This window comes from Faecalibacter bovis (assembly GCF_017948305.1).
In the GTDB taxonomy this organism is placed as follows: Bacteria; Bacteroidota; Bacteroidia; order Flavobacteriales; family Weeksellaceae; genus Empedobacter; species Empedobacter bovis.
This window is the reverse complement of record NZ_CP072842.1, coordinates 1313490-1337252: the sequence shown is the minus strand read 5'-3', so window position 1 is coordinate 1337252 and position 23763 is coordinate 1313490. Positions and strand designations below refer to the sequence as shown.

The 23763-nt window shown below is 30.1% G+C and carries 30 protein-coding genes and 1 tRNA gene; 15 read left to right on the top strand and 16 right to left on the bottom strand.

What is annotated here, in order from left to right; all coding sequences use genetic code 11:
• Nucleotides 1–29: 29 nt before the first annotated feature.
• Nucleotides 30–2378, bottom strand: coding sequence for a TonB dependent receptor (locus J9309_RS06440; protein WP_230477765.1), 2349 nt, complete (start codon nt 2376–2378; stop codon nt 30–32).
• Nucleotides 2379–2641: 263 nt separating this feature from the next.
• Between J9309_RS06440 and J9309_RS06435 the strand changes: the two genes are divergently transcribed.
• The 5 genes from J9309_RS06435 to J9309_RS06415 all read left to right on the top strand — a co-directional run bounded on the left by J9309_RS06435 (nt 2642) and on the right by J9309_RS06415 (nt 5637).
• A complete protein-coding gene (locus tag J9309_RS06435; RefSeq protein WP_230477764.1) occupies nt 2642–3406 on the top strand; it encodes a Rossmann-like and DUF2520 domain-containing protein in 765 nt (254 codons plus the stop codon).
• Entirely contained in the window at nt 3406–3936 is a 531-nt protein-coding gene (locus tag J9309_RS06430; protein WP_230477763.1) for a KdsC family phosphatase, read from the top strand. The genes J9309_RS06435 and J9309_RS06430 overlap by 1 nt, the downstream gene beginning before the upstream one ends.
• The gene (locus J9309_RS06425; protein ID WP_230477762.1) at nt 3936–4520 is read left to right on the top strand and encodes a Maf family nucleotide pyrophosphatase; all 585 of its coding nucleotides are present in this window, start codon (nt 3936–3938) and stop codon (nt 4518–4520) included. The genes J9309_RS06430 and J9309_RS06425 overlap by 1 nt, the downstream gene beginning before the upstream one ends.
• 99 nt (nt 4521–4619) lie before the next feature.
• Nucleotides 4620–5186, top strand: coding sequence for a nicotinate (nicotinamide) nucleotide adenylyltransferase (nadD, locus tag J9309_RS06420; protein WP_230477761.1), 567 nt, complete (start codon nt 4620–4622; stop codon nt 5184–5186).
• Between the two features lie 7 nt (nt 5187–5193).
• On the top strand, nt 5194–5637 hold the full coding sequence (locus J9309_RS06415) for a GNAT family N-acetyltransferase (protein WP_230477760.1): 444 nt from the start codon (nt 5194–5196) through the stop codon (nt 5635–5637).
• 36 nt (nt 5638–5673) lie between these two features.
• Here the strand turns inward: J9309_RS06415 and J9309_RS06410 are convergent, their stop codons facing one another.
• From J9309_RS06410 to pth, 4 genes are all read right to left on the bottom strand, one after another.
• Nucleotides 5674–6216, bottom strand: a complete 543-nt coding sequence (locus J9309_RS06410) for a hypothetical protein (protein ID WP_230477759.1) — start codon at nt 6214–6216, stop codon at nt 5674–5676.
• 65 nt (nt 6217–6281) lie between these two features.
• Nucleotides 6282–6512: a DUF3820 family protein gene (locus J9309_RS06405; protein ID WP_230477758.1), complete on the bottom strand. Its 231-nt coding sequence runs from the start codon at nt 6510–6512 to the stop codon at nt 6282–6284.
• On the bottom strand, nt 6512–6925 hold the full coding sequence (locus J9309_RS06400) for a rhodanese-like domain-containing protein (RefSeq protein WP_230477757.1): 414 nt from the start codon (nt 6923–6925) through the stop codon (nt 6512–6514). Before J9309_RS06400 ends, J9309_RS06405 begins: the two co-directional genes overlap by 1 nt.
• Nucleotides 6915–7481, bottom strand: coding sequence for an aminoacyl-tRNA hydrolase (gene pth / locus J9309_RS06395; protein WP_230477756.1), 567 nt, complete (start codon nt 7479–7481; stop codon nt 6915–6917). Before pth ends, J9309_RS06400 begins: the two co-directional genes overlap by 11 nt.
• A gap of 107 nt (nt 7482–7588) precedes the next feature.
• Here pth and J9309_RS06390 point away from each other — a divergent pair, with 107 nt between their 5' ends.
• The 4 genes from J9309_RS06390 (at nt 7589) to J9309_RS06375 (ending at nt 11621) form a co-directional block, all read left to right on the top strand.
• A complete protein-coding gene (locus J9309_RS06390) occupies nt 7589–8104 on the top strand; it encodes a TlpA family protein disulfide reductase (RefSeq protein WP_230477754.1) in 516 nt (171 codons plus the stop codon).
• Between the two features lie 203 nt (nt 8105–8307).
• The gene (gshB, locus tag J9309_RS06385) at nt 8308–9288 is read left to right on the top strand and encodes a glutathione synthase (protein ID WP_230477752.1); all 981 of its coding nucleotides are present in this window, start codon (nt 8308–8310) and stop codon (nt 9286–9288) included.
• Nucleotides 9285–11288, top strand: coding sequence for a flavohemoglobin expression-modulating QEGLA motif protein (locus J9309_RS06380; protein WP_230477751.1), 2004 nt, complete (start codon nt 9285–9287; stop codon nt 11286–11288). Before gshB ends, J9309_RS06380 begins: the two co-directional genes overlap by 4 nt.
• Nucleotides 11289–11372: 84 nt before the next feature.
• Nucleotides 11373–11621, top strand: a complete 249-nt coding sequence (locus J9309_RS06375) for a hypothetical protein (RefSeq protein WP_230477749.1) — start codon at nt 11373–11375, stop codon at nt 11619–11621.
• Here the strand turns inward: J9309_RS06375 and J9309_RS06370 are convergent.
• From J9309_RS06370 to J9309_RS06360, 3 genes are read right to left on the bottom strand one after another with little or no spacing between them, the layout of a single operon-like run.
• The gene (locus tag J9309_RS06370) at nt 11616–12221 is read right to left on the bottom strand and encodes an aminotransferase class IV (RefSeq protein WP_230477747.1); all 606 of its coding nucleotides are present in this window, start codon (nt 12219–12221) and stop codon (nt 11616–11618) included. The genes J9309_RS06375 and J9309_RS06370 overlap by 6 nt on opposite strands.
• Entirely contained in the window at nt 12205–13164 is a 960-nt protein-coding gene (locus J9309_RS06365) for an aminodeoxychorismate synthase component I (protein WP_230477745.1), read from the bottom strand. The genes J9309_RS06370 and J9309_RS06365 overlap by 17 nt, the downstream gene beginning before the upstream one ends.
• Before the next feature lie 12 nt (nt 13165–13176).
• Nucleotides 13177–13932, bottom strand: a complete 756-nt coding sequence (locus J9309_RS06360; protein ID WP_230477739.1) for a DUF2189 domain-containing protein — start codon at nt 13930–13932, stop codon at nt 13177–13179.
• Nucleotides 13933–14009: 77 nt separating this feature from the next.
• On the opposite strand from J9309_RS06360, the gene J9309_RS06355 reads away from it, so the two are divergent.
• Nucleotides 14010–14582, top strand: a complete 573-nt coding sequence (locus J9309_RS06355; protein ID WP_230477737.1) for a nitroreductase family protein — start codon at nt 14010–14012, stop codon at nt 14580–14582.
• A gap of 67 nt (nt 14583–14649) precedes the next feature.
• Here J9309_RS06355 and J9309_RS06350 read toward each other — a convergent pair whose 3' ends face one another.
• The gene (locus J9309_RS06350) at nt 14650–15111 is read right to left on the bottom strand and encodes a DinB family protein (protein WP_230477735.1); all 462 of its coding nucleotides are present in this window, start codon (nt 15109–15111) and stop codon (nt 14650–14652) included.
• Between the two features lie 136 nt (nt 15112–15247).
• Between J9309_RS06350 and J9309_RS06345 the strand changes: the two genes are divergently transcribed.
• The 3 genes from J9309_RS06345 (at nt 15248) to J9309_RS06335 (ending at nt 17542) form a co-directional block, all read left to right on the top strand.
• Nucleotides 15248–16351: an Mrp/NBP35 family ATP-binding protein gene (locus J9309_RS06345; protein ID WP_230477733.1), complete on the top strand. Its 1104-nt coding sequence runs from the start codon at nt 15248–15250 to the stop codon at nt 16349–16351.
• A 3-nt stretch (nt 16352–16354) separates the two neighbouring features.
• Nucleotides 16355–16657 carry a NifU family protein gene (locus J9309_RS06340; protein ID WP_230477731.1) on the top strand — a complete coding sequence of 101 codons (303 nt, stop codon included), beginning with the start codon at nt 16355–16357 and terminating at the stop codon, nt 16655–16657.
• 120 nt (nt 16658–16777) lie between these two features.
• Nucleotides 16778–17542, top strand: coding sequence for a DUF3108 domain-containing protein (locus J9309_RS06335; protein WP_230477726.1), 765 nt, complete (start codon nt 16778–16780; stop codon nt 17540–17542).
• Nucleotides 17543–17580: 38 nt separating this feature from the next.
• On the opposite strand, the gene aat is transcribed toward J9309_RS06335, so the two are convergent.
• Together aat and J9309_RS06325 are read right to left on the bottom strand one after the other, a co-directional pair.
• Nucleotides 17581–18219, bottom strand: coding sequence for a leucyl/phenylalanyl-tRNA--protein transferase (gene aat / locus J9309_RS06330; RefSeq protein WP_230477723.1), 639 nt, complete (start codon nt 18217–18219; stop codon nt 17581–17583).
• 70 nt (nt 18220–18289) lie between these two features.
• The gene (locus J9309_RS06325) at nt 18290–18664 is read right to left on the bottom strand and encodes a DUF3127 domain-containing protein (protein WP_230477716.1); all 375 of its coding nucleotides are present in this window, start codon (nt 18662–18664) and stop codon (nt 18290–18292) included.
• Nucleotides 18665–18783: 119 nt separating this feature from the next.
• Here J9309_RS06325 and J9309_RS06320 point away from each other — a divergent pair.
• Nucleotides 18784–18865 (top strand) — tRNA-Leu (locus J9309_RS06320).
• Nucleotides 18866–18953: 88 nt separating this feature from the next.
• Here the strand turns inward: J9309_RS06320 and J9309_RS06315 are convergent.
• Entirely contained in the window at nt 18954–19472 is a 519-nt protein-coding gene (locus J9309_RS06315) for a TMEM175 family protein (protein WP_230477714.1), read from the bottom strand.
• 438 nt (nt 19473–19910) lie between these two features.
• Here J9309_RS06315 and J9309_RS06310 point away from each other — a divergent pair, with 438 nt between their 5' ends.
• A complete protein-coding gene (locus J9309_RS06310) occupies nt 19911–20510 on the top strand; it encodes an SOS response-associated peptidase (RefSeq protein WP_230477708.1) in 600 nt (199 codons plus the stop codon).
• Nucleotides 20511–20726: 216 nt separating this feature from the next.
• On the opposite strand, the gene J9309_RS06305 is transcribed toward J9309_RS06310, so the two are convergent.
• The 4 genes from J9309_RS06305 to J9309_RS06290 are packed head-to-tail and all read right to left on the bottom strand — an operon-like array spanning nt 20727 to nt 23762.
• A complete protein-coding gene (locus J9309_RS06305; RefSeq protein WP_230477706.1) occupies nt 20727–21842 on the bottom strand; it encodes a GNAT family N-acetyltransferase in 1116 nt (371 codons plus the stop codon).
• Nucleotides 21843–21888: 46 nt separating this feature from the next.
• On the bottom strand, nt 21889–22380 hold the full coding sequence (locus J9309_RS06300) for a DUF4833 domain-containing protein (RefSeq protein ID WP_230477705.1): 492 nt from the start codon (nt 22378–22380) through the stop codon (nt 21889–21891).
• A 30-nt stretch (nt 22381–22410) separates the two neighbouring features.
• Nucleotides 22411–23052: a VTT domain-containing protein gene (locus J9309_RS06295; protein WP_230477703.1), complete on the bottom strand. Its 642-nt coding sequence runs from the start codon at nt 23050–23052 to the stop codon at nt 22411–22413.
• Between the two features lie 50 nt (nt 23053–23102).
• Entirely contained in the window at nt 23103–23762 is a 660-nt protein-coding gene (locus J9309_RS06290) for a DedA family protein (RefSeq protein ID WP_230477701.1), read from the bottom strand.
• Between the last annotated feature and the right edge of the window lies 1 nt (nt 23763).

Genomic DNA, 23763 nt, shown 5'->3' with positions numbered 1-23763 from the left:
TAAAAAATTAGCTTGAGGGATGTTATATTTTATTGTGCACTAATTCCACCTCCTTGTTGAGTTTGGTTTTGTTGCACTTCTGCTCTTGTTTTTACTTTACCACCAAAATTGTAGTTAAATCCTAAATAGAATGTTTGCGATTCCCATTTGAAACGTGCTTCTCCATCAAAAGGATTATTCATATTAACTCTTGCACGCATTGTATTGAACACATCATTTACACGAGCAGATAAAGCTGCTTTTCCTTCCATAAACGTATAACGTAAACCAAGATTCATACTCCACATTTCTAACATTTCTCCTTGTAAGAATTTAGTACGACCTCTAAAGAATCCGAATTGTTGTAATGTCAAATTCTTTGTTAGGTTAAAATTATTGTTCATTCGTAAAGACAATACATTTGCTGTAATTTTTCCTACTGTAGAACTTCCTGTTGATGTTAAAGATTCTGTACTTACGTTTTGCATTTCAGACGATGTAAAATCTCCTGCCAAGAAAACACTCATCCATTTAGAAACTTTATAATTCACGCTAGCTTCTACTCCGAAATTATCTACTTTGTCATAATTCATATTGTATTGGATAATTCTGTTGTCCATTTCTGGATCAATTTCAAAACCTTGTACAATATTATCTGTTACTCTACGGTAAAACACGTTACCAGAAATAGATCCTTTTTCTAATTGTTTTAAATATCCTAACTCAAAAGAATTTGTATATTCTGGATTAAGATCTGGATTTCCTTGACTCGTCATCATCGCAGTTGTAAACTGTGGAACAGGCGTTAATTGAAATAATCCTGGTCGGTCGATACGACGGCTATAGTTAAACGAAAGCTGAGATTTTTCTGTTAAATCGTATGTTAAGAATGCTGAAGGAAATAAATCTGTATAATCTTTCTTTATTGCTCCACTGCTAATTGGCGAAACCCAAGTTCCGTTATCTTGTACATTTTCTAAACGTAATCCTACTTGCGCTCCAAATTTGTTAAACTTATGTTTGTAGTTTGTATAAGCTGAATAAAATTTACGATCAAATTCGAAGCTTACATTTGGATTAATTAATGTACCGTTATTATCAATTTCTTGTGTAGAAGTTAATCCATTGTTTGTGTTTTCATTTCTAAATTGGATTCCAGCTTCTATCTTACCTCCGTCTATAATTTGATTTGTATAATCTAAATTAATACGTGTATTTTTTGTATTATTATCTCTATACTCTGTGTAAAATTGGTCTTCTGGATAAGTGTTGATATAATCTCTATTGTCTTTCGGTTTATTTTCAGAATAAAAAGCATCTAAAACAATATTGTGATCATCTTTCCCGAAGTCTTTTTTATAATTTAAACTATAATCTGAACCTAAATTTTTAGAATAAATTTCATTAATATTTTTTCTTGTCCCATCAGCATCTATCACATTTGTATTAATGTTACTATCCCATTTTCCGTCCCATTGGTTCGTATAAATTGTTAATGCATTTTTATCATTAATAAACCAGTCGAATCCTAATTTGTAAGATAAATTTTTACCTCTATTTAAGATTTGAAATTCTTGATCAAATTCTTGATCAAAATTTTTCATTATTCCGTTTTGAATTGCTGGACGATCTGAATAATTTAAATTTCCGAAAAAGTTAAAATCTCCAACATTAATATTTGAATTAATAGACGAGTTAAAACGAGATTTTCTTCCTTGTTCGTATCCAGTTGTTAAACCAACATTGTAACCTTTCTTTTGTCCTTTAACTAAAATAATATTAATAATTCCTGATTTTCCGTCTGCTTCATATTTCGCTGATGGATTTGTGATAATCTCAATTCGCTGAATTTGATTTGAAGGAATTTGTTTTAATAAATCCGCAGCCGATTGTGTCGAAGGTTTTCCGTCCACAAAAACACGAACATTTTCGTTACCGCGTAAACTTAAAGCTCCGGATTGTTGATCTACATTAACTGAAGGAATATTATTAAGAACTGAAGCTGCATCTGTACCAGCAGACACTAAATCATTTCCTACTTCAACCACACGCTTATCAATTTCATTACGATATTGTGAAGTTTCTTTACGGATAAATACACCTTTTAACTCTACCGTTTGATCAGCTTTATTTTCTAATAACTGAATTGTTCCCATATTAACAACACCATCTACAACTTCAATCAATTGTTCGTGTTGCGAGTAACCAAATTCTGTAATTACAACTTTATATTTACCATCAGCTACATCTTCAAAATTAAAGTTACCTTCTTCATCCGTCGTTAAATCTACGACATAAGAATTGTCTTCAGCTCTATTTAAAGTAACTGATACAAATGCTAACTTTTCTTGTTTAGCATTTACAATCTGTCCTTTTACAGGTTGAACTTCTTGGGCCATACTAAAGACGGAACAAAAAGCGATAAAAATTGAAAGCGTATATTTTCTCATCCGTGTAATTTTATATTATTATTAGTTGTTTAATTTTAAACAAGGTACTTTGTTTTACATAATAGATGTCTACTATTAACCTCATTTTACCTATTAGACGTACAAAAAATAAAAACGTTACAAAACCAATGAAAAAAAAATCATTTTTTTTTTCACTTCATATAAATACCTTAATTTTATAACATCTCGAATCTAAATGATAAAAATCTAAGTTGAATTCAATTGTAATTTTAGGTGCTGGAAATGTTGCTTTCCACCTTACTCGTGCTTTAATAGAAAACACTTTTAATGTTAGACAAATTTTCAATCGTACACTAGAACATGCGAAAGAAATTGGTGAAGCAAATCGTGTATCTTACACTGATAAAATTTCAGAAATAGAAAAAGCTGATTTATACATCATTGCTTGTGCTGATAGTGGTATTGAAGAATTTTCTCATTACATTCCATTTGATGATGTATTGGTTGTGCATACTTCTGGTTCGTCACCTATTTCGGTTTTGAAAGGTGATTATAGAAAAGGAGTTTTATACCCATTGCAAACATTTACAAAAGCTAAAAAATTACGTTACGATGAAATTCCGTTTTTTGTAGAAGCTGAAAATCCTGAAGACACGCAAGCTTTAAAAGAATTTGCTTTAAGAATTTCAAATGATGTGTACGAATTAGATTTCGCAAGTCGTATGGAAATACAAATGTGTGGGGTTTGGGCAAGTAATTTTGTGAATCACATGTATAAAATTGCAGGTGATTTTTGTGAGAAAAACAATGTACCATTTGACGTTTTACTTCCATTAATTTCTGAAACTGCAAACAAAGTGGAAGAAATGAATCCGCATGATGCGCAAACAGGACCAGCTCGTAGAGGCGATGATGTAATTGTGAATAGACATTTAGATTTATTAAAAAATGATTCACGATTATTACAAATTTATCAAATATTAACAGACTCGATTAAAAGAGAATACAAAGACTAATGATTAGTTACAAGGAGAAATTGAATAACATAAAAACTGTTATTCTTGATGTAGATGGAGTTTTAACAGACGGAAATTTAATCCTATTACCAACAGGTGAAATGGTTAGAACAATGAATACTAGAGATGGTTACGCTATACAACTGGCCATCAAAAAAGGTATTCGTATTGCGGTAATTTCAGGCGGAAGAGATCAAGCTGTAATAGATCGATTAAAATATTTAGGTTTAACTGATATTTATATGGGAGCTCACGATAAGGTTGATGCTTTCCAAGACTTAATTTTTTCTTATGGATTAGATCCTGATGAAATTGCCTACATGGGTGATGATTATCCAGATTTAGCTGTAATGGGATTAGCTGGTTTACCAACTTGCCCTAATGATGCATGTATGGATGTTCGTAAAGCGGCAGAATATATTTCTCCTGAAAACGGTGGAAAAGGTTGTGTTCGAGATTTATTGGAACAAATCCTAAAAGTACAAGGATTGTGGTATGACGAAGATGCACAATATATCCCTTCTGTATAATGTTGTTACAAGATAAATTAAAAGATAAGCAAATAATTTTAGCTTCTCAATCTCCACGTAGACGCGAATTATTGGCAGGATTAGGTTTAGAATTTTCAACATTATCTTTAGATATTGACGAATCTTTTAACCGTGAAATTTATAAAGCGAACGAAATAACAGAATATTTATCAGCCAAAAAAGCAAATGCATATTCAGATTTAAAAGCAAACGAAATAATTATAACATCTGATACAACCGTTTGGGCAAATAACGAATCGCTAGAAAAACCTGAAAATCGTGAAGATGCTTATAGAATGATAAAAAATTTAAGTAATAATACACATTCTGTTTACACTTCAGTTACGATAAAGTCAGTTGATAAAGAAGTTACTTTTACAGCTGAAACTAAGGTAACATTCGCTAACTTATCTGATGAAGAAATTTATTTTTACATCGATCAATTCAAACCTTTCGACAAAGCTGGTGCTTACGGAATACAGGAATGGATTGGTTACATCGGAGTGAAGAAAATTGAAGGTAGTTATTTTAATGTAATAGGTTTACCCGTACATCAATTATATAAGGAATTACAAAAATTTTAATCAAAAAGGCTTTCATTCTGAAAGCCTTTTTGATTACTTTTTAATTCTGTTTTCGCTTTTATTGACAAAAGTTAATAAGTTTGTAAAAAATCTATCATTATGAAAATAGGATTATACTTTGGTTCATTCAATCCAATCCATATTGGTCATTTAATTATTGCAAATCATTTCCAAAATTTTACCGATTTGGATCAAATTTGGTTTGTAATTTCTCCTCAAAATCCATTCAAGAAAAAAGCTTCTTTGGCAAATGAATTTGACCGATTAGATATGGTAGAAATTGCGATTAAAGATTATCCTAATTTACGTGCATCTGATATTGAATTTAGATTACCTAAACCTTCTTATACAATCGATACATTAATTCATTTAGAAGAAAAATATCCAAATAACCAGTTTTGTTTGATTATGGGATCTGATAATCTTGAAGGACTTCATAAATGGAAAAATAGCGAAATTATTATCGAAAAATATCCAATTTATGTCTACCCAAGACCTGGATATGTACAAGATGAAAATTTAGATAATATAGAAATTGTTGAAGCGCCACTAATGGAAATTTCATCAACATTTATTCGATCAGCAATTAAAGAAAATAAAAACATAAAACCGATGTTACCTAATGGAGTTTGGGAACATTTGGATAAAATTGGACTTTACAAATAAGCTATTAATGATTATAACTGCCAACTTACAGCATCTTGATGAACTTGCTTTGCTATTTGACATGTATCGACAATTTTATGATAAACCTTCAGATGTACCTGCAGCTAAAGAATTTTTAACTGAACGAATTCAGAATAAAGAATCGGTTATCTATTGTGCTGTGAATGATAAAAACAAAATTACTGGATTTATACAATTGTATCCTTTATTTTCATCAACTCGATTAAAACGTTTTTGGATTTTAAATGATCTATTTGTTTATAGCGAACACCGAGGAAATGGCTTTTCAAAAGCGTTAATAGAACAAGCAAAAGAACTTTGTAAACAAACAAATGCTTGTGGAATGCTTCTAGAAACAAGTAAAACCAATAATATCGGAAATAATTTATATCCTAGTTCAGGTTTTGCACTTCGTGATGATGCTAATTTTTATGAGTGGGAAATTAAATAAAACAAAAAAGAGCTTCAATAGAAGCTCTTTTTTGTTTTATAATTTAAATTTTAATCCTGCATTAAAAATAGAAATTCCAATTCCTAACTCTGCAAACACAGCTGTATTTTCACCGTATGAAAATCCCAAAGGATTTACTTGAAAAGCAAAAATCACATCCGAATGATTATCTCCATCATATTTAGAAGATAAAAAGCTAACTCCTATCATTGCATTGCCGTACATTTTAAACTTATTCTTTTGTAAATAACGATAATCGATTCCTGGAAGTAATGTAAAAGCTGAACTTTTCAACTCATTTCCATGAGGATTTATTGTGCCATTATAATTATAATAACCAGCTTGAATTCCTATTTTCGACCTTTCCGATATAGGAAATCTATAATCAACAAATACATAAGGAAAAATCATACTTGTATCAACTCCTCCTGCATGACCAGTAAAAATATTCTCCATCGCGGAAAGAATTTCAAAAGTAATGGCATCTCCTATTCCGATTTTTAGTTCGGAGGTTTCTTGCGCTTTTACGTTAAAATGACATAAGGTAGTAAAGAGAAAAGCAAATAATAGTTTTCTCATCTGTAATTATATTAGTAACACCAAGTTACAAAAAAAGGATCACCAAATAGTAATCCTTTTATATTTTATTGATAATTTCTTTTTAGTTGATATATAATATCTTCTAAACCGTTTAATTTTATTTCATACACTGTAGAAAGTAACTGACCTAATTTACCAGGCGGAAAACCACCTTTCGCTACAAACCACTCTAAATAAGAAATTGGTAAATCACACAATAAACGATCTTGGTATTTGCCAAAAGGCATTTTTGTAGTAACAATCTTTTTTAAAAATTCAGGTCGTAAACCTTCCATTATTTTTCAGTTTCGCCTTTGTATGTTAGCATTCCGTCTTGAAAAGTATGCACTTTTTTCAAGTTGTTTTCTAACATAATTGCTTCAGCAGATTTTGCTCTAACACCAGATCTACAATAGATGTAGTAATTTTTAGTAGAATCTAATTCAGATACTTTCTTACCGAAATTATCGTCTTTTACATTTAAATTAATTGCACCAGGTACATGTCCTTCAGCAAATTCTTCTGGCGTACGCACATCAATTAAAACATTGTTCGGATCTGTTAAATCTACAAGATCAACATTATTCAAAGAAGAAATTATTTGTTGAATTTCTTCTGTAGTTGTTACTTTTTCTACTTGATTAGTTTGACAAGATGTAAATAAAAATCCTCCAACTAAAGCGATTGATAAAACAATTTTATTTCCCATTGTATTGATTCATTGTATTATTTAAACCTGCAAAAACAAACGATAACGCTGCGTCTGCAGAATGATTTAATCTTTCATTCATTATTTCTAATTCTTCGGCTGACCATTCTCCAAGTACATAATCAACTTGTTGCCCTTTCATGAATTCGTTTCCAACTCCAAATCTTAGTCTTGGATAAGCCTGAGATTGTAATTTATTCTGAAGGTCTTTTAAACCATTATGACCACCATCGCTTCCTTTTGAACGCATACGAATAGAGCCAAAAGGTAAATTAAGATCATCCGTAATTACAAAAATATTTTCTATCGCAATATTTTCTTTCTTCATCCAATATTTTACTGCATCTCCACTCAAATTCATGTAGGTATTTGGCTTTAATAACGTAACAGGACGACCTTTAAATTTGAATTGACAAACTTCTCCAAAATTTGAAGGAGTAAACTTTGCTCCTACTTTATCAGCTATACGCTCAACAACTTTAAATCCAATATTATGACGAGTATTTTCGTATTTCACACCGATGTTACCCAATCCAATGATTAAATATTTCTGCATATAACAAAGGTACAATTTTTAAAATTCAGATAGAAAAATTAAAATGAATTAATTAATTTCAGTTATTTTGGTACAGCTTTTGGATAAAAAGGAATGAGTTAAAGCAAATGAAAAAGATATTTAGCATTTTAAGTTTGATGGTAGGATTAGCCGTTTTTGGTCAAAAAATTCCTACTGTTTCTAAAACAGAATTTACACAAAAAGCTTTACAAGATAAAGTTGTAAATACAGAAAGAAGTTCATTAACATTAGAAAACGTAATCAACCAATACAAGGGTAATATTGTAGTGCTTGATTTGTGGGCAACTTGGTGCGGCGATTGTATTACAGCTATTCCTAAATTAAAGGAATTGAAAGCTGCAAATCCTGATGTTAAATTTGTTTACCTATCGATGGATAAAACTGAAGAAGCTTGGAAAAAAGGAATTGAAAAATATCAGATAGAAGGCGATCATTATTACATGGGAAATAATTGGAAAAATGATTTTGCTACATCAATTGATTTGAATTGGATTCCACGTTATTTGGTTTTAGATCAAGAAGGTAATATTGCAAAATATTATTCAGTAAAAGCTGAGGATCCTGAAGTTCAGAATACCATTAATAAATTAAGATTAAAATAAAAAAGTTTATAAGTTTACTACCTAAAAGGTGATTGTTTTCTTTAGAAATTAAAGAGCAATCACCTTTTTATTTTGGTCTATTACATCTGATTTCCTTATATTTATAATAATGTTTATAAATATTTTGCCAAATTTATTATCAGCAATTTTTTATATCAAACTTTTGTCTATTATTGCAACAAATTAAAATCCGTTTATATTATATGAAAATATGCTTCGTAATGTATCCTTGGGACAAAGTAGAACCAGGAAAAGATACCACTATGCGTCTAATAAAAGAATGCGTTAATCGTGGTTTTGAAGTATCTTATTTAACAACAAAAGACATTTCTATCAGCAAAGGAAAAGTTGTAGGGAAATGCAATAAATTAATTTTTATTGAAACGGAAGATTGCGTTGAGTTTTATCACACGATGCAATTTGAAACAGCTGTAAAAGATTTAACCTCTTTTGATATGATATTTATGCGAAGTGATCCACCTGTTGATCCACTTTTATTAAATATGTTAGAGATGATCGAAGATCAAGTTTTCTTTGTTAATAAACCTTCTGGTTTACGCAAAGCAAATAATAAAATTTATGCCGCATCTTTTGATGATGGTAAAGAAACTATCGTTCCACAAACTTTAATTACTCGTGATGTAGATTTAATACGTCAATTTGTGGAAGAAAATAATTTTGAACGATTTATCATTAAACCGTTAGATGGTATGGGTGGTAAAGGTGTTGTTCTTTTTGATAAAAATACAATCGGAAACTTAAATTCGATCGCCGATTTCTTTATCAATCATGACGGTAAACCTCAACCAATTATTTGTCAAAATTATATTGAAGGTGCAGAAAAAGGTGACGTTCGTGCAATTGTAATTAATGGAATTCCTATTGGTGCAATTATGCGTGTACCTGCCGAAGGAGATCACAGATCAAACATTTCTGCTGGAGGTTCCGCTGTAAAACACGATTTAACTGATCACGAAATTAATTTATGTAGCCTAATGGGTGAAAAATTAGTTAAAGATGGAATTTACTTTACAGGAATCGATTTAATCAACGGTAAAATGGTTGAATTAAATGTTGTAAGCCCTGGAGGAATTGTACCTCACAATAATGTAAACGGAAATCAAGATTTACAAAAACAAATTATCTCTATGCTTTTAGAGAAGTACGAAGAATTCAAAAAATGAAAATTTTAACAATACAACAAATCATCAAAAATATCGAAAATGAAGTCGTTTTTGAAGCTTATGCTGAAGACGAATCATTCAAGATAAAAATTGATGAATATATCCCGTATGTCTGCGCTGCCATCCACGATGGTGGACAAATGCGAGATGATGTGTTAGAAAAATGTAGTTTATCTACCTACGAACGTTGGTATGAAGAAGATCCTCATACCGCTGAGTTTGTTGGTAATTTTCCAATATTAATTCAAGGTTGTGATTCTCGTTTCGAATATGATTTAAATCGTTCGCCAGACACTGCAATTTACGAAGATGCTTGGGGAAAAAATGTATGGGAAACTCCATTAAGTGAATCTCAAAAACAAAGAAGTTTAGCTAAACACCATGCATTTTACGAAGTTGTAGAGGCTTTAATTCAGAAATTAGAATCAAAATTCAAAAAATGTGTCGTTTACGATATCCATTCCTATAACTGGAAACGTTGGGATCGTCCTGTACCTGTTTTTAACATTGGTGCTGAGAAAATTGACCAAGAAAAATTTGGAAATTACGTCGAGGATTGGAGAAATGAATTAAGTTTAATTGAGCTTGGTGATATTCATAATTACACAGCTGTAAATGATGTTTTTTATGGTCGTGGATATTTGTTAGGTTTCATTACAGAGAAATTTAAAAACACATTGGTTTTAGCGACTGAAGTTTCTAAAATTTATTGTGATGAATTAACTGGAGAATCTTTCCCTGAAGTTATCAATCAAATAAAAGAAGGTTTTAAAACTGCAATTTTAAATCACGCTTTCGAATTCATTAAAAATGAAACTTCCTATAAAGTTTCTAAACAAGTAAATATTTTACACAATGAATTAGAATCTGATTTAATCAAAATCGATAAACAACTTTATAGTTTGGTTAAAGATTTTGAATTATTAAGCGTGATCAATCCGATAAATCTTGAGTTTGAGAAGAAGAAATTCTTAGCTTCAAATTATAAATACGAACCTCAGTTTAAATACAATCCTTTAAACATCAATCCGTTCGAGTTTAAGAGAAAATTATCGAGTATTAATGTTGAAAAAATCAACGATATCAGTATTCAAAACATGTATGTCGACACGATAAATGCATATTTTGATAAGGTTGATTTATTAGCAAATCTTGGTACAAATAAATTCTTATACAATTCGTTACGTTATTTTGGTGAACCTTCAAAAAAGGATGTAGATAATGCGAATTTCGTTCTTTATTGTCCTGAATTCCGTATGGAAAGAGAAGGAGAATTTAATGAGAATGAGGTTGTTGAATTATTTAAAAACGCAACACAAGATTACGGATTTGAGTTTGATATTGAAGTTTCTGATCACATTGCATCCAAAGCTTTAGTTATCAATTCGAAGAAAAAAGTAATTATTAAAAAAGGCGTAAAATTCGATAAACGATTTACAAAAGGTTTAATTGAGCACGAAATTGGGGTACATATGGTTACAACAATGAATGCTTTAGAACAACCGCTGAAAATATTTTCGATTGGTTTACCTGTAAATACTTTAACGCAAGAAGGATTAGCTATTTTATCTGAATATTATTCAGATTCTATTAATCATGATCGCTTACGCGAATTAGGATTACGCGTTTTAGCTGTTAATATGTTGACAAGTGGAAAATCATTCAACGAAACTTTTTTAACGTTATTAGAGCAATATAAAATGCAACCAGAAAATGCATTTTATTTAACAACTCGTGTTTATCGTGGAGGTGGTTTTACAAAAGACGCATTATACCTAAAAGGTTTAAAAACGATTTTAACTTATGTAGATGAAGGTAAACAATTAGATAATCTTCTAATTGGTAAAACTTCTGTTGAATACGTGGATACAATTAATGAGTTGGTTGATCGTAAGATGATTAATCCGCCAAAGTATTACACAAAAATATTTAAACAACATTTAGAAAAACCGGAAATCAACCCGATTTTACAATATATTTTTAATGGTCTAAAAGACTAAATGTATCAATTAAAAAAGCCCTTCAAATGAAGGGCTTTTTGGTTTATATTGAACAATTATATAAATTTGAATTAATACTATTATATGAAAGACAATAACTATTTAAGACTTAAAATTTATATTTTAATCGTATTAATTTCTATTACTTCAGGAGCATCCTTTAATAAATCTAAACCAGTATTTCACATTGAAAATCAAGTCTTTTATGAAAATACTTTTAATTATGCTTTATTTATTTTTTGTTTGACGATTGGCTTTTTAATCACGCTTATTTATGATTGTTACATATTATTGAAAGAAAAAAAATATCGAAAGTCAATTAAAGATTTATAAAGTATCTAATAAAATTTGGATATCGAAAACTTGTGCTTCATCAAAATTCATCATCGCATTGATTCTTTTAAACGAATAGTAGTTTTTCAAATCTCTTGTTTTAATGTTTTTTTCAACAATTTTACCTTCGCGCAACAAACTTTCACGCATTGTTCCTTGCAATAAACTTGTAGTTGGAGTGTGCCATTCGATTCCATTAAAAAATATTAAATTAGAATAAATTGCGTCTGTAATGTAGTTTGCACGAACCAAAACTAAATCATCACAACCTGTTTCTTTGATATATTCATCAAAAAACCATCGATCGGCGTATTTGTATTCATAAGTAATTTCGTTCCCAATTTCATGTAATTGAATTGTTTCAATTTCTTTGATTTCGTATGGAATAAATTCGATAGATTCAATTTCTTTTCCATAAATCACTCGAACTTTATATTTACCATTATCCAAATCATGAGGAATCTCGATTGCTTCAATAAGACTCATAAATGGCGCATCTGGAAAAACCACTGAACGCGTTTTCTCAAATCGTTCTTGGTGTAAATCGATGTTTCTTAATTCACGATTAAGACAACAAATACTTTCAATAAATTGGAACATATACTTTCTGAATCATTTCATTATACTCGCTTTCGCATTCACTTTTTGCGGTAATTCCGCCACCGCTTTTAAAAATTAATTGATTATTTTCTGATTCGATAAATCGAATCATTACAGCAGAATCTACATTTGATCCATCAAAAACTCCGAAAACACCGGTATAAAAATTACGGTTATAGTTTTCTGCCTCAAGTATTATTTCAACCGTTTTCTTTTTTGGTGCACCACAAATTGATCCAGCTGGAAGTAATTGATCGAAAATTGTTCCGATTTGTGATAAATAATCATCATTTAAATCGCCCTCAATTTCAGAACTTACTTGTAACAACGTTTTATCATTCGTAATTAATTCGTCAATAAAGCGATAATTTTTTACGGTAACATTATTTGAAATTAAACTTAAATCATTTCGAATTAAATCGACAATTGTTGCATGTTCTGCCGCTTCTTTTTCATCGTTTAAGATGATTTGTTTCGCATTAGGAATCGAAGCGTCTATCGTGCCTTTCATTGGATAAGACGAAATTTTTCCCTCTGTAATTTTGACAAAAATCTCTGGAGAAAAACAAACAAATTGATTTTTATAATTCAATTTATATTTTGCTTTTGTAAACTTATAGATTTCCTCTAACGATAAATTTGTAGTAATTGGTGTAGCACACGTTAAATTAGTTAAATAAGAATTCCCAAATTTTAAATGGTTATGTACTAATTTGAACTGTTTTTGATATTCTTCTAATGATATTGGATATTTATCAAATGAAAAATTTTTGTTTGCAAATTCCTGCTTTTCAGCATGCATTGAAAATTGAATATCCTCAGGTAAATTCACTAAAGGAATTACCTCACCATGTTCTTTCAAAAAATCAATCATAAAAAAAAAGGGAACTTTTTCGGCTCCCAATTCATTCATTTGTTCAAAAATCGAATGCGTTGTTAACATTCTATAAAAATATTATAATTCTTGTGATTGCCCAATAGAATCTATTTCATTATTTCCATCGTTTAATAACATATCTTTTATCATCAAATAACCCATAATACACCCAATTGGCATTGAGGCTAAAATTCCGATAAAACAAGCATAAACTCCAATTTGAGAAAAAATTGAAACCAATAAGACGAACAGTAATAAGTACCAAAAATTCTTTTTTGCAATAGCGATTGATGTTTTTATACTATCTATTGCTCCCATATTTCCGTGATAAATTAAATAAGGTGTTAGATAAAATACAACTGCTAATACAAATGTTATAATCATAAATAGTGGAAAAATTATAAACATGGATAATCCAAAAATTGGTGCAGCAATATTATTTTCTTCCATTAACATGCCGAATCCTCCAAGTATTATAAAATAAGGAATCATAATAGATAATCCGATGGCAATCATTATTAAAAAAAATGTAATAAAATTTGTCCATTTTTTAAACCCTACAAAAAAGTCATTGAATTCGAAATTTTCTCCTTTTTGAATTTTATCCACAACATTTCCGTAACCCATTTGCAATGGATACATTACTAAATACGGACCAACAATTGTAATTATAGATAGCACATATATAAGTCCAGATACAAAAGCGAACAATGAAAATTCTTGCCAATGTTTCCCATAGATAGAAAATGATTGGTTTAAATAATCTCCTATTTTAATATCTACCTTTTCGGATTTAGCTTTTTCTAGTTTAAATTGATCAATTGTTCTTATCATCGTTTTTTATAAATAATTGGTTTTAAAAAATGTAAATTTGCATTATTAGTTGCATAAAAAATATAATTGTTACAAAAATGAATCCATCAGAATTATTAGATCTTATCCAATCAAGAAGATCAGTATTTCCTCCTCAATATAATCAAGAAGAAATTACGAAAGAAGAATTAAATCAAATCTTTGAAGCTGCAAATTGGGCACCATCTCATAAAAAAACAGAACCTTGGCGTTTTGTTGTTTTAGAAGGACCAGCAAAAGATCGTTTTCGTGAATATGTAAAACGTATTTATGTGCAAGGAACGCCGCCAGAAGATTTAAGCGATCGTAAAATCAATGCCTTAATTGAGAAATGTGATAAATCAAACAAAATCGTTTTAATCAATTTTGTAAATGATTATAAAAATCCTGAGTGGGAAGAATTGGCAGCTACTGCTATGGCTGTACAAAATATGTGGTTAATGGCTGCTGCTTTAAAAATTGGAGCATATTGGTCATCTCCATTAAATGTAATTGCAAACGTTGACGAATTTACGACGATGGAAGAAGGTGAAAAATGTGTTGGTGTTTTCTATATGGGAAAATATGATGTTGAATTACCTGCTGCTGTTCGTAAACCTGTCGAAGAAAAAGTACGATTCTTAGAATACTAAAAAAAATATACTTCAGGTAAATTTAAAAATAAAGAAAAGTCAAACCAATTGGTTTGACTTTTTTATTTTAAAATGGAATATTCTTTTTTAAACTTAATATATATCCCAAATGTATCGCTTCATGTATGTTGTTATACATTATTGCATCTTCAACACAAGTTAATTCAACTCCCATCGAAGTTTGATACGTTCGGTATCTCGCTAATTTTTCACCTTGATAATCTTTGAACAATTGCATTGGTGTACTTTCTAAAAGTTCCATCAATTCATTCACATCTTGTTCTGTAGCCGCACTATTCCCAAATGTTCCTTTTTTGTAAGTACGTATAAAATCCATGTCGACTAACATTTTATTTTCTGAAAGGTAATAATGAATTAGTTGTTGGGTAGCTAAAACATGTGCAGCGTTCCAGAAAATATTATTTTTATAACCAACTGGGATATACAATAACTGCTCTAAAGTATGCTGAGAGAGTTCGTCTATTATCTCTCTTCTTATTTTATTAAGATAAATAATATGCTCTTCCATAGTCTGATTTAAAGGTTAAATATACTATAAATTAGTTCTATTTATCAAAAAATAAGTCAAAACGATTAAAATCACAAGGATAGATTTCGATAAGTAATAGTTTGTTAGTAATTTTGCATGATTTAATATAACAAAAATGGCTTATACAAGAGATCAGATCTATCAAGTCTTAGAAGAATTAGGAATTCGTAACTGGATGCGTAATGCACAAGTTATGGGAAATGACATCCATTTAGATATCGTTTCTCCGTCTCCTGCTATGCATGAAAGAAAGCGTTTAGAAGTCGCTTTAAAGAATGCCTTCAAAGAAAACTTGCCAGAAGCAAATTTAAAATTAAACATTACGGTAGAAGCTGAACCAAAAGCGCAAGAAATTAAAGGTTCAGATTTACCAGGTGTAAAAAATATTATCGCGGTAGCATCAGGAAAAGGTGGTGTAGGAAAATCTACAGTATCATCAAACTTAGCAATCAGTTTATCTAAAATGGGATTCAAGGTTGGTTTATTAGATGCAGATATCTACGGACCTTCTATGCCAATTATGTTTGATTGTGAAGATGGTCGACCATATTCTGTTGAAGTAAACGGAAAAACAAAAATCAAACCTGTAGAATCTTACGGTATTAAAATATTATCTATCGGTTTCTTCGCAGATACTGACCAAGCTATTGTATGGCGTGGACCAATGGCTGCAAAAGCATTAAACCAAATGATTCGTGATGCACATTGGGGAGATTTAGATTTCTTAGTAATCGACTTACCTCCAGGAACTGGTGACATCCATTTATCTATCGTTCAACAAGTTCCAATTACGGGTGCAGTTGTAGTTTCTACTCCGCAAAACATTGCTTTAGCAGATGCGAAGAAAGGGGTTGGAATGTTCCAAATGGAAGCGATTAACGTTCCTGTATTAGGAATTGTAGAAAATATGGCTTATTTTACACCTGAAGAATTACCAAATAATAAATATTACATCTTTGGTCAAAACGGTGCTAAAAACTTAGCTGATCAAATTGGAGTTCCTTTCTTAGGTGAAATTCCAATTGTTCAATCTATTCGTGAAGCTGCTGACGTTGGACGTCCTGCTGCATTACAAGAAGATACTGTTGTGTCTGAAGTTTACATGAATATTGCTAGAAATGCTGTTGCTAGTTTAGTAGAACGTAACAATACATTACCTCCAACAGAGGCTGTGCGTATTACAACTATGGCAGGATGTTCGTCTAACAACAATAAATAAGAAATGACTGCAGAAGAAAAATATATAGAAGTTGAAAAAGCGTTAACAGAAATTCGCCCATTTTTAAATCAAGATGGTGGGGATATCGAGTTAGTATCAGTAGAAGATAATATCGTTAAGGTACGTCTTTCTGGTGCTTGTGTCGCTTGTTCAGTAAACCAGATGACTTTAAAATCTGGTGTTGAAATGACTATTAAAAAGTATGTCCCAGAAATTGTTCAAGTTATTAATGTTTCGTCTTTAGAAACTTCAACTGATGCAGACAACATTGAAAGTTTAGACCCTAGTGATATAGTTGAAAGATAATTATTTTTCAAAATAAAATTATAAAAAACTCGTTTTCAAGTCAAAAGTATTTGATTTTGGAAACGAGTTTTATTTTTGGCAATACTTTTGAATATTATTGAAAACAACAAAATATAAAAGATGAAAAAATACTTTTCTTTATTACTTGCAATTTTATTTTCATTTTCATTTGCCAATGCACAAAATTTTAAAACTGGCGAATTTTTAAAATTTAGAATTCATTATACAGGCTTAAATGCTGGATTCGCTACTTTAGAAGTAAAGGATGCAAATTATAACGGAAGCAATCATTTCCACATTGTAGGAAAAGGAAGTTCGAGTGGAGCTGTAAGAGCTTTTTATAAAGTTGAAGATAATTACGAATCTTACATCAATAAATCAAACATGAAACCTTCAAAATTTATTCGTGATATATATGAAGGTGGATATACAAGAGATCAAATATATTATTTTGATCATGCTCGTAAACAAGTAAAAGTTGACGATCGTAAACATAAGAAAGTAACATACGAAACTATTCCTACAGATGCGCAAGATTTATTATCTGCATTTTATAATATGCGAAATGTAGATCATGCCAAATTAAAAACTGGTGATTATATCAACGAAAATATTTTCTTAGGCGATGAAACTTATAAATTCCGCTTAAAAGTTTTAGGCCGTGAAGTAAAGAAGACTAAATTCGGAAAAGTTAATACAATCAAAATTAGACCTTATGTACAATCAGGTCGTGTATTTAAAGAGTCAGAATCAGTTACTATGTGGGTTACAGACGATGACAACTTGGTTCCTGTACACATTAAAGCTTCTTTGGTTGTAGGTTCTTTAAATGCTGAATTATACGATTACAAGAATTTAAAACATCCAATAAAATTTACAAAATAAACAAGTAAGCCACTCAAAAATGAGTGGCTTTTTATATTCTATTCTTCTGGTTCTAAATAATTCAGAAATATTTCTGCCGGAATTTCTATTGCTCCCAAAGAAGCTAAATGTTCAGTATAAACTTGGCAATCTATTAACTCATATTTTTTATGATACTTCGCAACAAACTGTATAAAACCTGCTTTTGAAGCATTACTCACTTTTGCAAACATACTTTCGCCACAAAAAATATGTCCCATATCTAACCCATAAAAACCACCAACTAATTGTTCATTTTCCCAAACTTCTATACTTTTTGCAATTCCCATTTCATGTAATTTGCAATAAGCTTCAATCATATCATTCGTAATCCACGTTCCATCCTGATCTTTTCTTGGCGCTTGTGAACAATTCATAATTACTTCACGAAAAGCTTTATTTTCTGTAAAAGTAAATTGCTTGGTTCTAAAAACTTTTTTCATGGATTTAGAAACATATAAATTTTCTGGAAATAAAACGAAGCGCTCTGGCGGAAACCACCACAAAATAGGATCGTCCTCATTAAACCATGGGAAAATTCCTTTCTTATACGCCAAAATAATGCGTTCTGGAGACAGATCGCCACCAATGGCTATAATTCCTTCACCTGAAGCTTCAGAATAGTCTGGAAATGTTAAATCTTGACCTAAAAAATACATCACTTAAAATTAAAAAACGTATTCTAAATTTAGAATACGTTTTAAATTATATTTCTTGAAAATTTACAAATTAGAATGGTAAATCGTCATCATCAGAAGAACCAAAAGTATCAACTGGAGGAGCTGGAGCGAAATTATCATAACCACCTTGTGCTGGTGCACCCATTGATTGTGCTAAATTTTCGATTCTCCATCCTTGAATTGTGTTGAAGTATTTAGCTACACCTTCTGGATTGATCCACTCACGTCCACGAATATTGATAGAAACTTTCACTTCATCACCAGGATTATAAGTGTTTAATAAGTCTGTTTTATCTTGTGTAAACTCAATTAAAATATCTTGTGGGTATTGTTCTTGCGTTGTTACAACAAATTCTCTCTTCTTGAAACTTGCGGTAATATTTTGAGTTTCAAACACTTTTTTGATTTTCCCTGTAATTTCCATTTTTATAAAAGCTTTGCTGCAAATTTAATTTTTAAAAAAAGATTAAAAAAATTTATTTGTAAATTTTGTTAAATAGAAATCTTGTGTATATTTGCAGTCCAAATCAATGAGATTTGCCTGCGGGCGTGGTGGAATTGGTAGACACGCTAGACTTAGGATCTAGTGCCGCAAGGTGTGGGAGTTCGAGTCTCCCCGCCCGTACAACTTCAAAAGGTAACTGAAATTCAGTTACCTTTTTTATTTAATGTATTTTCTATCCTTTTATCAGGTATAAACCACTATATAGCTATTAACAAATAAACAAAAGTTCAATCTCTGGTATTATAAAAGAAATTCCTATCCCTATTAAATATCCAAAATAAGAAATATATTCTTTACGCTTATTTTTAAAGGATTCACCAACCAAAGATTCTTTCCCTTCGTGTTTCATTGCTACGTATTCCAAAATCATAAACGAAATACAACACATTAATAATATAAATCCATAGATAGCAACAGGATAATTTGCATGAATATGTTCGTTAACCCAAGCTGTAGTAACAGGTAAAAGAGATAACCAAAACAGTAAATGCAGATTACACCATAAAATTTTCCCATTAATCTTTTCAATTACATTGAATAAGTGATGGTGGTTATTCCAATAAATTCCAACATAAATAAAGCTTAATATATAATTCGTTAAAGTTGGTAACTGAGGTTTTAAACTTAATAAATCTTCACCTAAGGGAATTTTTAATTCTAAAACCATAATGGTTAAAATCACAGCCATTACACCATCGCTAAATGCTTCTAATCTGCCTGTTTTCATAATCTATTATTTTGCTAGAAGTTAGCTAAATTCTAGCAAAATACTTATAGCTATTTTTTGTATTTTCCAATAGTCATGAAATAACTAAAAATGTATAATATGAGTTAGAACTTAAGTCTTCCGTTCAAACAATTTAAAATAATTGACCTACTTACAAGTGGTTACTTTTTTTTTATTTTCTATAAACAGATTAATTCAGACAAAAAAAAGCAATTCTAAAAATAGAATTGCTTTCATTTATTTCTAAAAAATATTCTCTTAGTTTTTTGGCTTGCGATTAAAAACATATAAAATGTAGATAAAAGCAATAACAATCATGATTAAAAATAAGATCAATAACGGCATAATTCTTCCTGTTTAATATTCAGCAATATTAATCAAATCTATTCACATTCTTTTAATTGTAAATTTGAAAATTATCTTAAATTCCCTTGACCTATGTGTTTTCATCAAAAAATAGATAAAAAACCTGAGCAAATTGAAAAGAAATTTAATGCTCAATTTAAATTCTTTCAGGATTATAAACCACAAAAAACTATTAATGGATTTGATTTCCCTTCAACTCCTGTAATTAAAAACACCGATAAGTTTACGATAGAAATGCTTCAATGGGGTTTAATTCCAAATTGGGCAACAGCAGATTGGAATAGAGCTTTTACGCTAAATGCACGCGTTGAAACTTTATCTGAGAAGCCTGCTTTCAGGAACATTACCCAAAATAGATGCTTAGTCATCACAAATGGATTTTATGAATGGCAGCATAATGGAAAAATAAAAACGAAATATGAAATTGGATTTGAAGATGAATTATTTGCTTTTGCTGGTATTTATGACGAGTTTGAAGGTAAAGAATCATATAGCATCGTAACGACGGAAGCTGAAGGAATTATGAGAGAAATTCATAACACAAAACTTAGGATGCCTATTGCTCTGAAAACGGAAGAAGATATGGAAAGTTGGTTAACTGGAGAAAGTGCGAAAATCAGATCAGATTTTTCAGCCATCAATTTAGATCCAATTCAGTTAAATTTATTTTAAACCCTAATTAACAATTAGTTATGTTTTGTTTAATAAATTTTATCGTTTAATTTATCTAAATTTATTAAAAATAATAGGTTAAACATTTTTGAAAATAAATTCGCGCAAAAAAATAAGTGAAAAAGAAATTGCAGTTGAGAGGTAAAATGAGGAGGAATTTTGATCCAATCTCTTTTTCATAAATTTAAAAGGTCCAAGTAAAACTTGGACCTTTTTTTATAGATTTTTTCTAAATGTTTTGCGTTGTTTATGCGTCACTGGATTAAAAGCTTTCCAAAGTTGTTGAGCTTTGGTATTCTCTTTTAAAATTGGATTAGTTTCGATAGTTTTAATTCCATGCTTTTGGTATTTTTCGTGTAATTGCTGAAAAATTAACGCATTAATTCCTTTACTTTGATATTCTGGATCAATACCAATTAAATAAAATTCAGCATGTGTACTATTTTTCATCACACGCATTAAATGCCACCATCCAAATGGTAATAAACTTCCTTTAGCCTTCTGAAAACCTTCTGAAAAAGATGGCATCGTAATCGCAAAAGCAATCATTTTACCTTCAGCATCTTTTACACATGATATAAAATCAGGGTGGATAAATTTTATATATTTTTGTTTATAATGTTCAATCTGAAACTTTTCAATCGGGACAAAACTTTGTAAATCTGAATATGTTTTGTTTAACAAAGCAAACATTTCATCAACATGAGGCAACAATTCTGCAGTTGATTTAAAATTATAATTTGATACATTATAACGCTTTGCTACAAGATCTGCCAAACGTTTCGATTTGTCAATATCTATATCAGAAAAGCTAAATTTATACTCAACCCATTCTGCTTCTGGAACAAAACCTAATTCTTGGACATGATTATAATAATATTCATAATTATAAATCCCAATCATCGTTGCTTTATAATCGAAACCTTCGGTTAACATTCCGGCTTTATCCATATTAGAAAATCCCATTGGACCTTCCATATATTCTAAATTATGTTTTCGACCTAAATTTTCTACTTCTTTAAGAAGAGCTTTTAAAATCTCAATATCATTGTCATAATCCAACCAACCGAATCTTACCTTAGATTTTTTTAAATCTCGAACTTCTGTCCAGTTTACGATAGCCACAATGCGACCAACAGGTTTATTGTCTTTAAATGCTAAAAGAAATTTTGCTTCTACCGTTTTAAAAATATCATTTGTAGGATGAAAACTTTGTAATTCGTTTTTCTTAATTGGTGGAACCCAAAAAGGATTATTCTTATATATTTGAAAAGGTAAATCGACAAATATTTTCCAATCTTTTGAAGATTTTACTTCTCTTACTTCAATCATCTTATTAACTATTTATAATAATTGCGTATGAAGTTAATGAAAATAATTAAAGTACAATTTTCTCTACGATAGATTTATTGTTTTGATTTTTGCCGTAAATCAAAATATAATCAGCTTTTACGTTGATTCCATTTGACTTAGATTGAAGTTGTATAAAAATATGATCAATTTTTATTTTTTGTTTCCCGATTGTGACTTCTACCCAATGCTTATCTCCAACAGATTTAAGATTTAGAATAATTTTCTTAGTTGCTGCTAAATAAAATTGCGATTTTGATGCATTCGTATAATTTACGCCGTAAGCAAATTTTCTTTGCACTGATGTTAATTCTTCCTTTTGTCCGTTATCTTCATAATTAATTCGAAATGCATTTATTGGAGCCGATTTACTTCCATTCCATTCATAAATAAACGTATTGTGATTGGAACTGTGTTGGATATAAAATAATAAATTCTCTGTTATTGTCGGTTTTGGATAACCTTCTTGAGCATTTAAAAATTGAAACGAAAAAAATAAAAGCAATAAAAATTTATACATTAAGATGAAGTCCGTTTGATTATATTAATATTATCGATGTTTTAATTTAGCGCTTATCCACTCAAATCCGATTGGTAATAAAGAAAAAATGATGATCACAAAAACCATAATTTCGAAGTTATCTTTCACTATTGGAATATTTCCTAAAAAATATCCTGCTAAAGTTAAACCGATAACCCATAACAACCCTCCGAATATATTAAACCTTATAAAAGTGGCATAATGCATCTTTGAAATTCCAGCAACAAAAGGAGCTAAAGTGCGTACAATAGGAACAAATCGGGCTATTACAATCGTTTTAGCACCATATTTATTAAAGAAACTTTCAGTCTTAGAGATGTCTTGATCTTTAATAATTCTCTTACCAAAAATTTCTTGCCGAATTAATTTTAAACCTAAAATTTTACCTATTGAATAATTGGTAGTATCACCCAAAACTGCTGCGATAAATAATAAAATTAAAACCAAATAAATATTAACATGATCAGGAAATGACGCAGCTAACATACCCGTTGCGAATAATAAAGAATCTCCGGGTAAAAATGGCATGACAACAACACCGGTTTCTATAAAAATTAAGCAAAATAAAATTACATAAAACCAATTTTGATAATTGATTAAAAAATACTCTAAATAAGTATCGATATGAAGGATATAATCTAAAAATTCCATTATTAAAGGTATAAAAAAACTCGGTTCATATTTTGAACCGAGTTTGTATATTAAGCTTCCTTTTTTGTGAATTTATCCTTAAAAACCTCATAGAATAAAGGAAATAAGGAAATAACAATAATTGCTAAAACTACTTTAGAGAAATTTTCTTGTACCCATTGTACGCTACCTAAGAAATATCCCGCAAGCGTTAAACTTACAATCCATATAATTCCACCAACTACATTATAAGTTAAAAATGTTTTATAAGACATTTTACCAATACCTGCTACGAATGGAGCTAAAGTTCTTACGATTGGAACAAAACGAGCGATAACGATTGTTTTTGCACCGTATTTCTCGTAGAATTCGTGTGTTTTATCTAAATGTTCTGGTAAAACAAATTGTTTCCCGAAGATTTTAATTTGAACAGCTTTGTAACCAATACTTCGGCCTATGCTGTAATTTAATGTATCACCAAGAATCGCTGCAATAATTAACAGCCCCATAATAATCCAAACATTCAAATCATTATCTGGTAACGCTGCAACCATACCAGCTGCAAATAATAAAGAATCACCAGGTAAAAAAGGCATTACAACAACACCAGTTTCTACAAAAATAATTAGGAATAATATAGCGTAAAGCCATAATCCGTAGTCGTTCGCAAATTGATTCAAATGTTGATCAATGTGCATTACAAAATCAAATAAGTTTAATAAAATTTCCATT

Excerpts from the sequence above, each read along its gene's own strand:
- J9309_RS06440 (WP_230477765.1), bottom strand. The coding sequence starts at position 2,378 with ATGGCCCAAGAAGTTCAACCTGTAAAAGGACAGATTGTAAATGCTAAA.
- J9309_RS06430 (WP_230477763.1), top strand. The coding sequence starts at position 3,406 with ATGATTAGTTACAAGGAGAAATTGAATAACATAAAAACTGTTATTCTT.
- J9309_RS06425 (WP_230477762.1), top strand. The coding sequence starts at position 3,936 with ATGTTGTTACAAGATAAATTAAAAGATAAGCAAATAATTTTAGCTTCT.
- nadD (WP_230477761.1), top strand. The coding sequence starts at position 4,620 with ATGAAAATAGGATTATACTTTGGTTCATTCAATCCAATCCATATTGGT.
- J9309_RS06415 (WP_230477760.1), top strand. The coding sequence starts at position 5,194 with ATGATTATAACTGCCAACTTACAGCATCTTGATGAACTTGCTTTGCTA.
- J9309_RS06410 (WP_230477759.1), bottom strand. The coding sequence starts at position 6,216 with ATGAGAAAACTATTATTTGCTTTTCTCTTTACTACCTTATGTCATTTT.
- J9309_RS06405 (WP_230477758.1), bottom strand. The coding sequence starts at position 6,512 with ATGGAAGGTTTACGACCTGAATTTTTAAAAAAGATTGTTACTACAAAA.
- J9309_RS06400 (WP_230477757.1), bottom strand. The coding sequence starts at position 6,925 with ATGGGAAATAAAATTGTTTTATCAATCGCTTTAGTTGGAGGATTTTTA.
- pth (WP_230477756.1), bottom strand. The coding sequence starts at position 7,481 with ATGCAGAAATATTTAATCATTGGATTGGGTAACATCGGTGTGAAATAC.
- J9309_RS06390 (WP_230477754.1), top strand. The coding sequence starts at position 7,589 with ATGAAAAAGATATTTAGCATTTTAAGTTTGATGGTAGGATTAGCCGTT.
- gshB (WP_230477752.1), top strand. The coding sequence starts at position 8,308 with ATGAAAATATGCTTCGTAATGTATCCTTGGGACAAAGTAGAACCAGGA.
- J9309_RS06380 (WP_230477751.1), top strand. The coding sequence starts at position 9,285 with ATGAAAATTTTAACAATACAACAAATCATCAAAAATATCGAAAATGAA.
- J9309_RS06375 (WP_230477749.1), top strand. The coding sequence starts at position 11,373 with ATGAAAGACAATAACTATTTAAGACTTAAAATTTATATTTTAATCGTA.
- J9309_RS06370 (WP_230477747.1), bottom strand. The coding sequence starts at position 12,221 with ATGTTCCAATTTATTGAAAGTATTTGTTGTCTTAATCGTGAATTAAGA.
- J9309_RS06365 (WP_230477745.1), bottom strand. The coding sequence starts at position 13,164 with ATGTTAACAACGCATTCGATTTTTGAACAAATGAATGAATTGGGAGCC.
- J9309_RS06360 (WP_230477739.1), bottom strand. The coding sequence starts at position 13,932 with ATGATAAGAACAATTGATCAATTTAAACTAGAAAAAGCTAAATCCGAA.
- J9309_RS06355 (WP_230477737.1), top strand. The coding sequence starts at position 14,010 with ATGAATCCATCAGAATTATTAGATCTTATCCAATCAAGAAGATCAGTA.
- J9309_RS06350 (WP_230477735.1), bottom strand. The coding sequence starts at position 15,111 with ATGGAAGAGCATATTATTTATCTTAATAAAATAAGAAGAGAGATAATA.
- J9309_RS06345 (WP_230477733.1), top strand. The coding sequence starts at position 15,248 with ATGGCTTATACAAGAGATCAGATCTATCAAGTCTTAGAAGAATTAGGA.
- J9309_RS06340 (WP_230477731.1), top strand. The coding sequence starts at position 16,355 with ATGACTGCAGAAGAAAAATATATAGAAGTTGAAAAAGCGTTAACAGAA.
- J9309_RS06335 (WP_230477726.1), top strand. The coding sequence starts at position 16,778 with ATGAAAAAATACTTTTCTTTATTACTTGCAATTTTATTTTCATTTTCA.
- aat (WP_230477723.1), bottom strand. The coding sequence starts at position 18,219 with ATGTATTTTTTAGGTCAAGATTTAACATTTCCAGACTATTCTGAAGCT.
- J9309_RS06325 (WP_230477716.1), bottom strand. The coding sequence starts at position 18,664 with ATGGAAATTACAGGGAAAATCAAAAAAGTGTTTGAAACTCAAAATATT.
- J9309_RS06315 (WP_230477714.1), bottom strand. The coding sequence starts at position 19,472 with ATGAAAACAGGCAGATTAGAAGCATTTAGCGATGGTGTAATGGCTGTG.
- J9309_RS06310 (WP_230477708.1), top strand. The coding sequence starts at position 19,911 with ATGTGTTTTCATCAAAAAATAGATAAAAAACCTGAGCAAATTGAAAAG.
- J9309_RS06305 (WP_230477706.1), bottom strand. The coding sequence starts at position 21,842 with ATGATTGAAGTAAGAGAAGTAAAATCTTCAAAAGATTGGAAAATATTT.
- J9309_RS06300 (WP_230477705.1), bottom strand. The coding sequence starts at position 22,380 with ATGTATAAATTTTTATTGCTTTTATTTTTTTCGTTTCAATTTTTAAAT.
- J9309_RS06295 (WP_230477703.1), bottom strand. The coding sequence starts at position 23,052 with ATGGAATTTTTAGATTATATCCTTCATATCGATACTTATTTAGAGTAT.
- J9309_RS06290 (WP_230477701.1), bottom strand. The coding sequence starts at position 23,762 with ATGGAAATTTTATTAAACTTATTTGATTTTGTAATGCACATTGATCAA.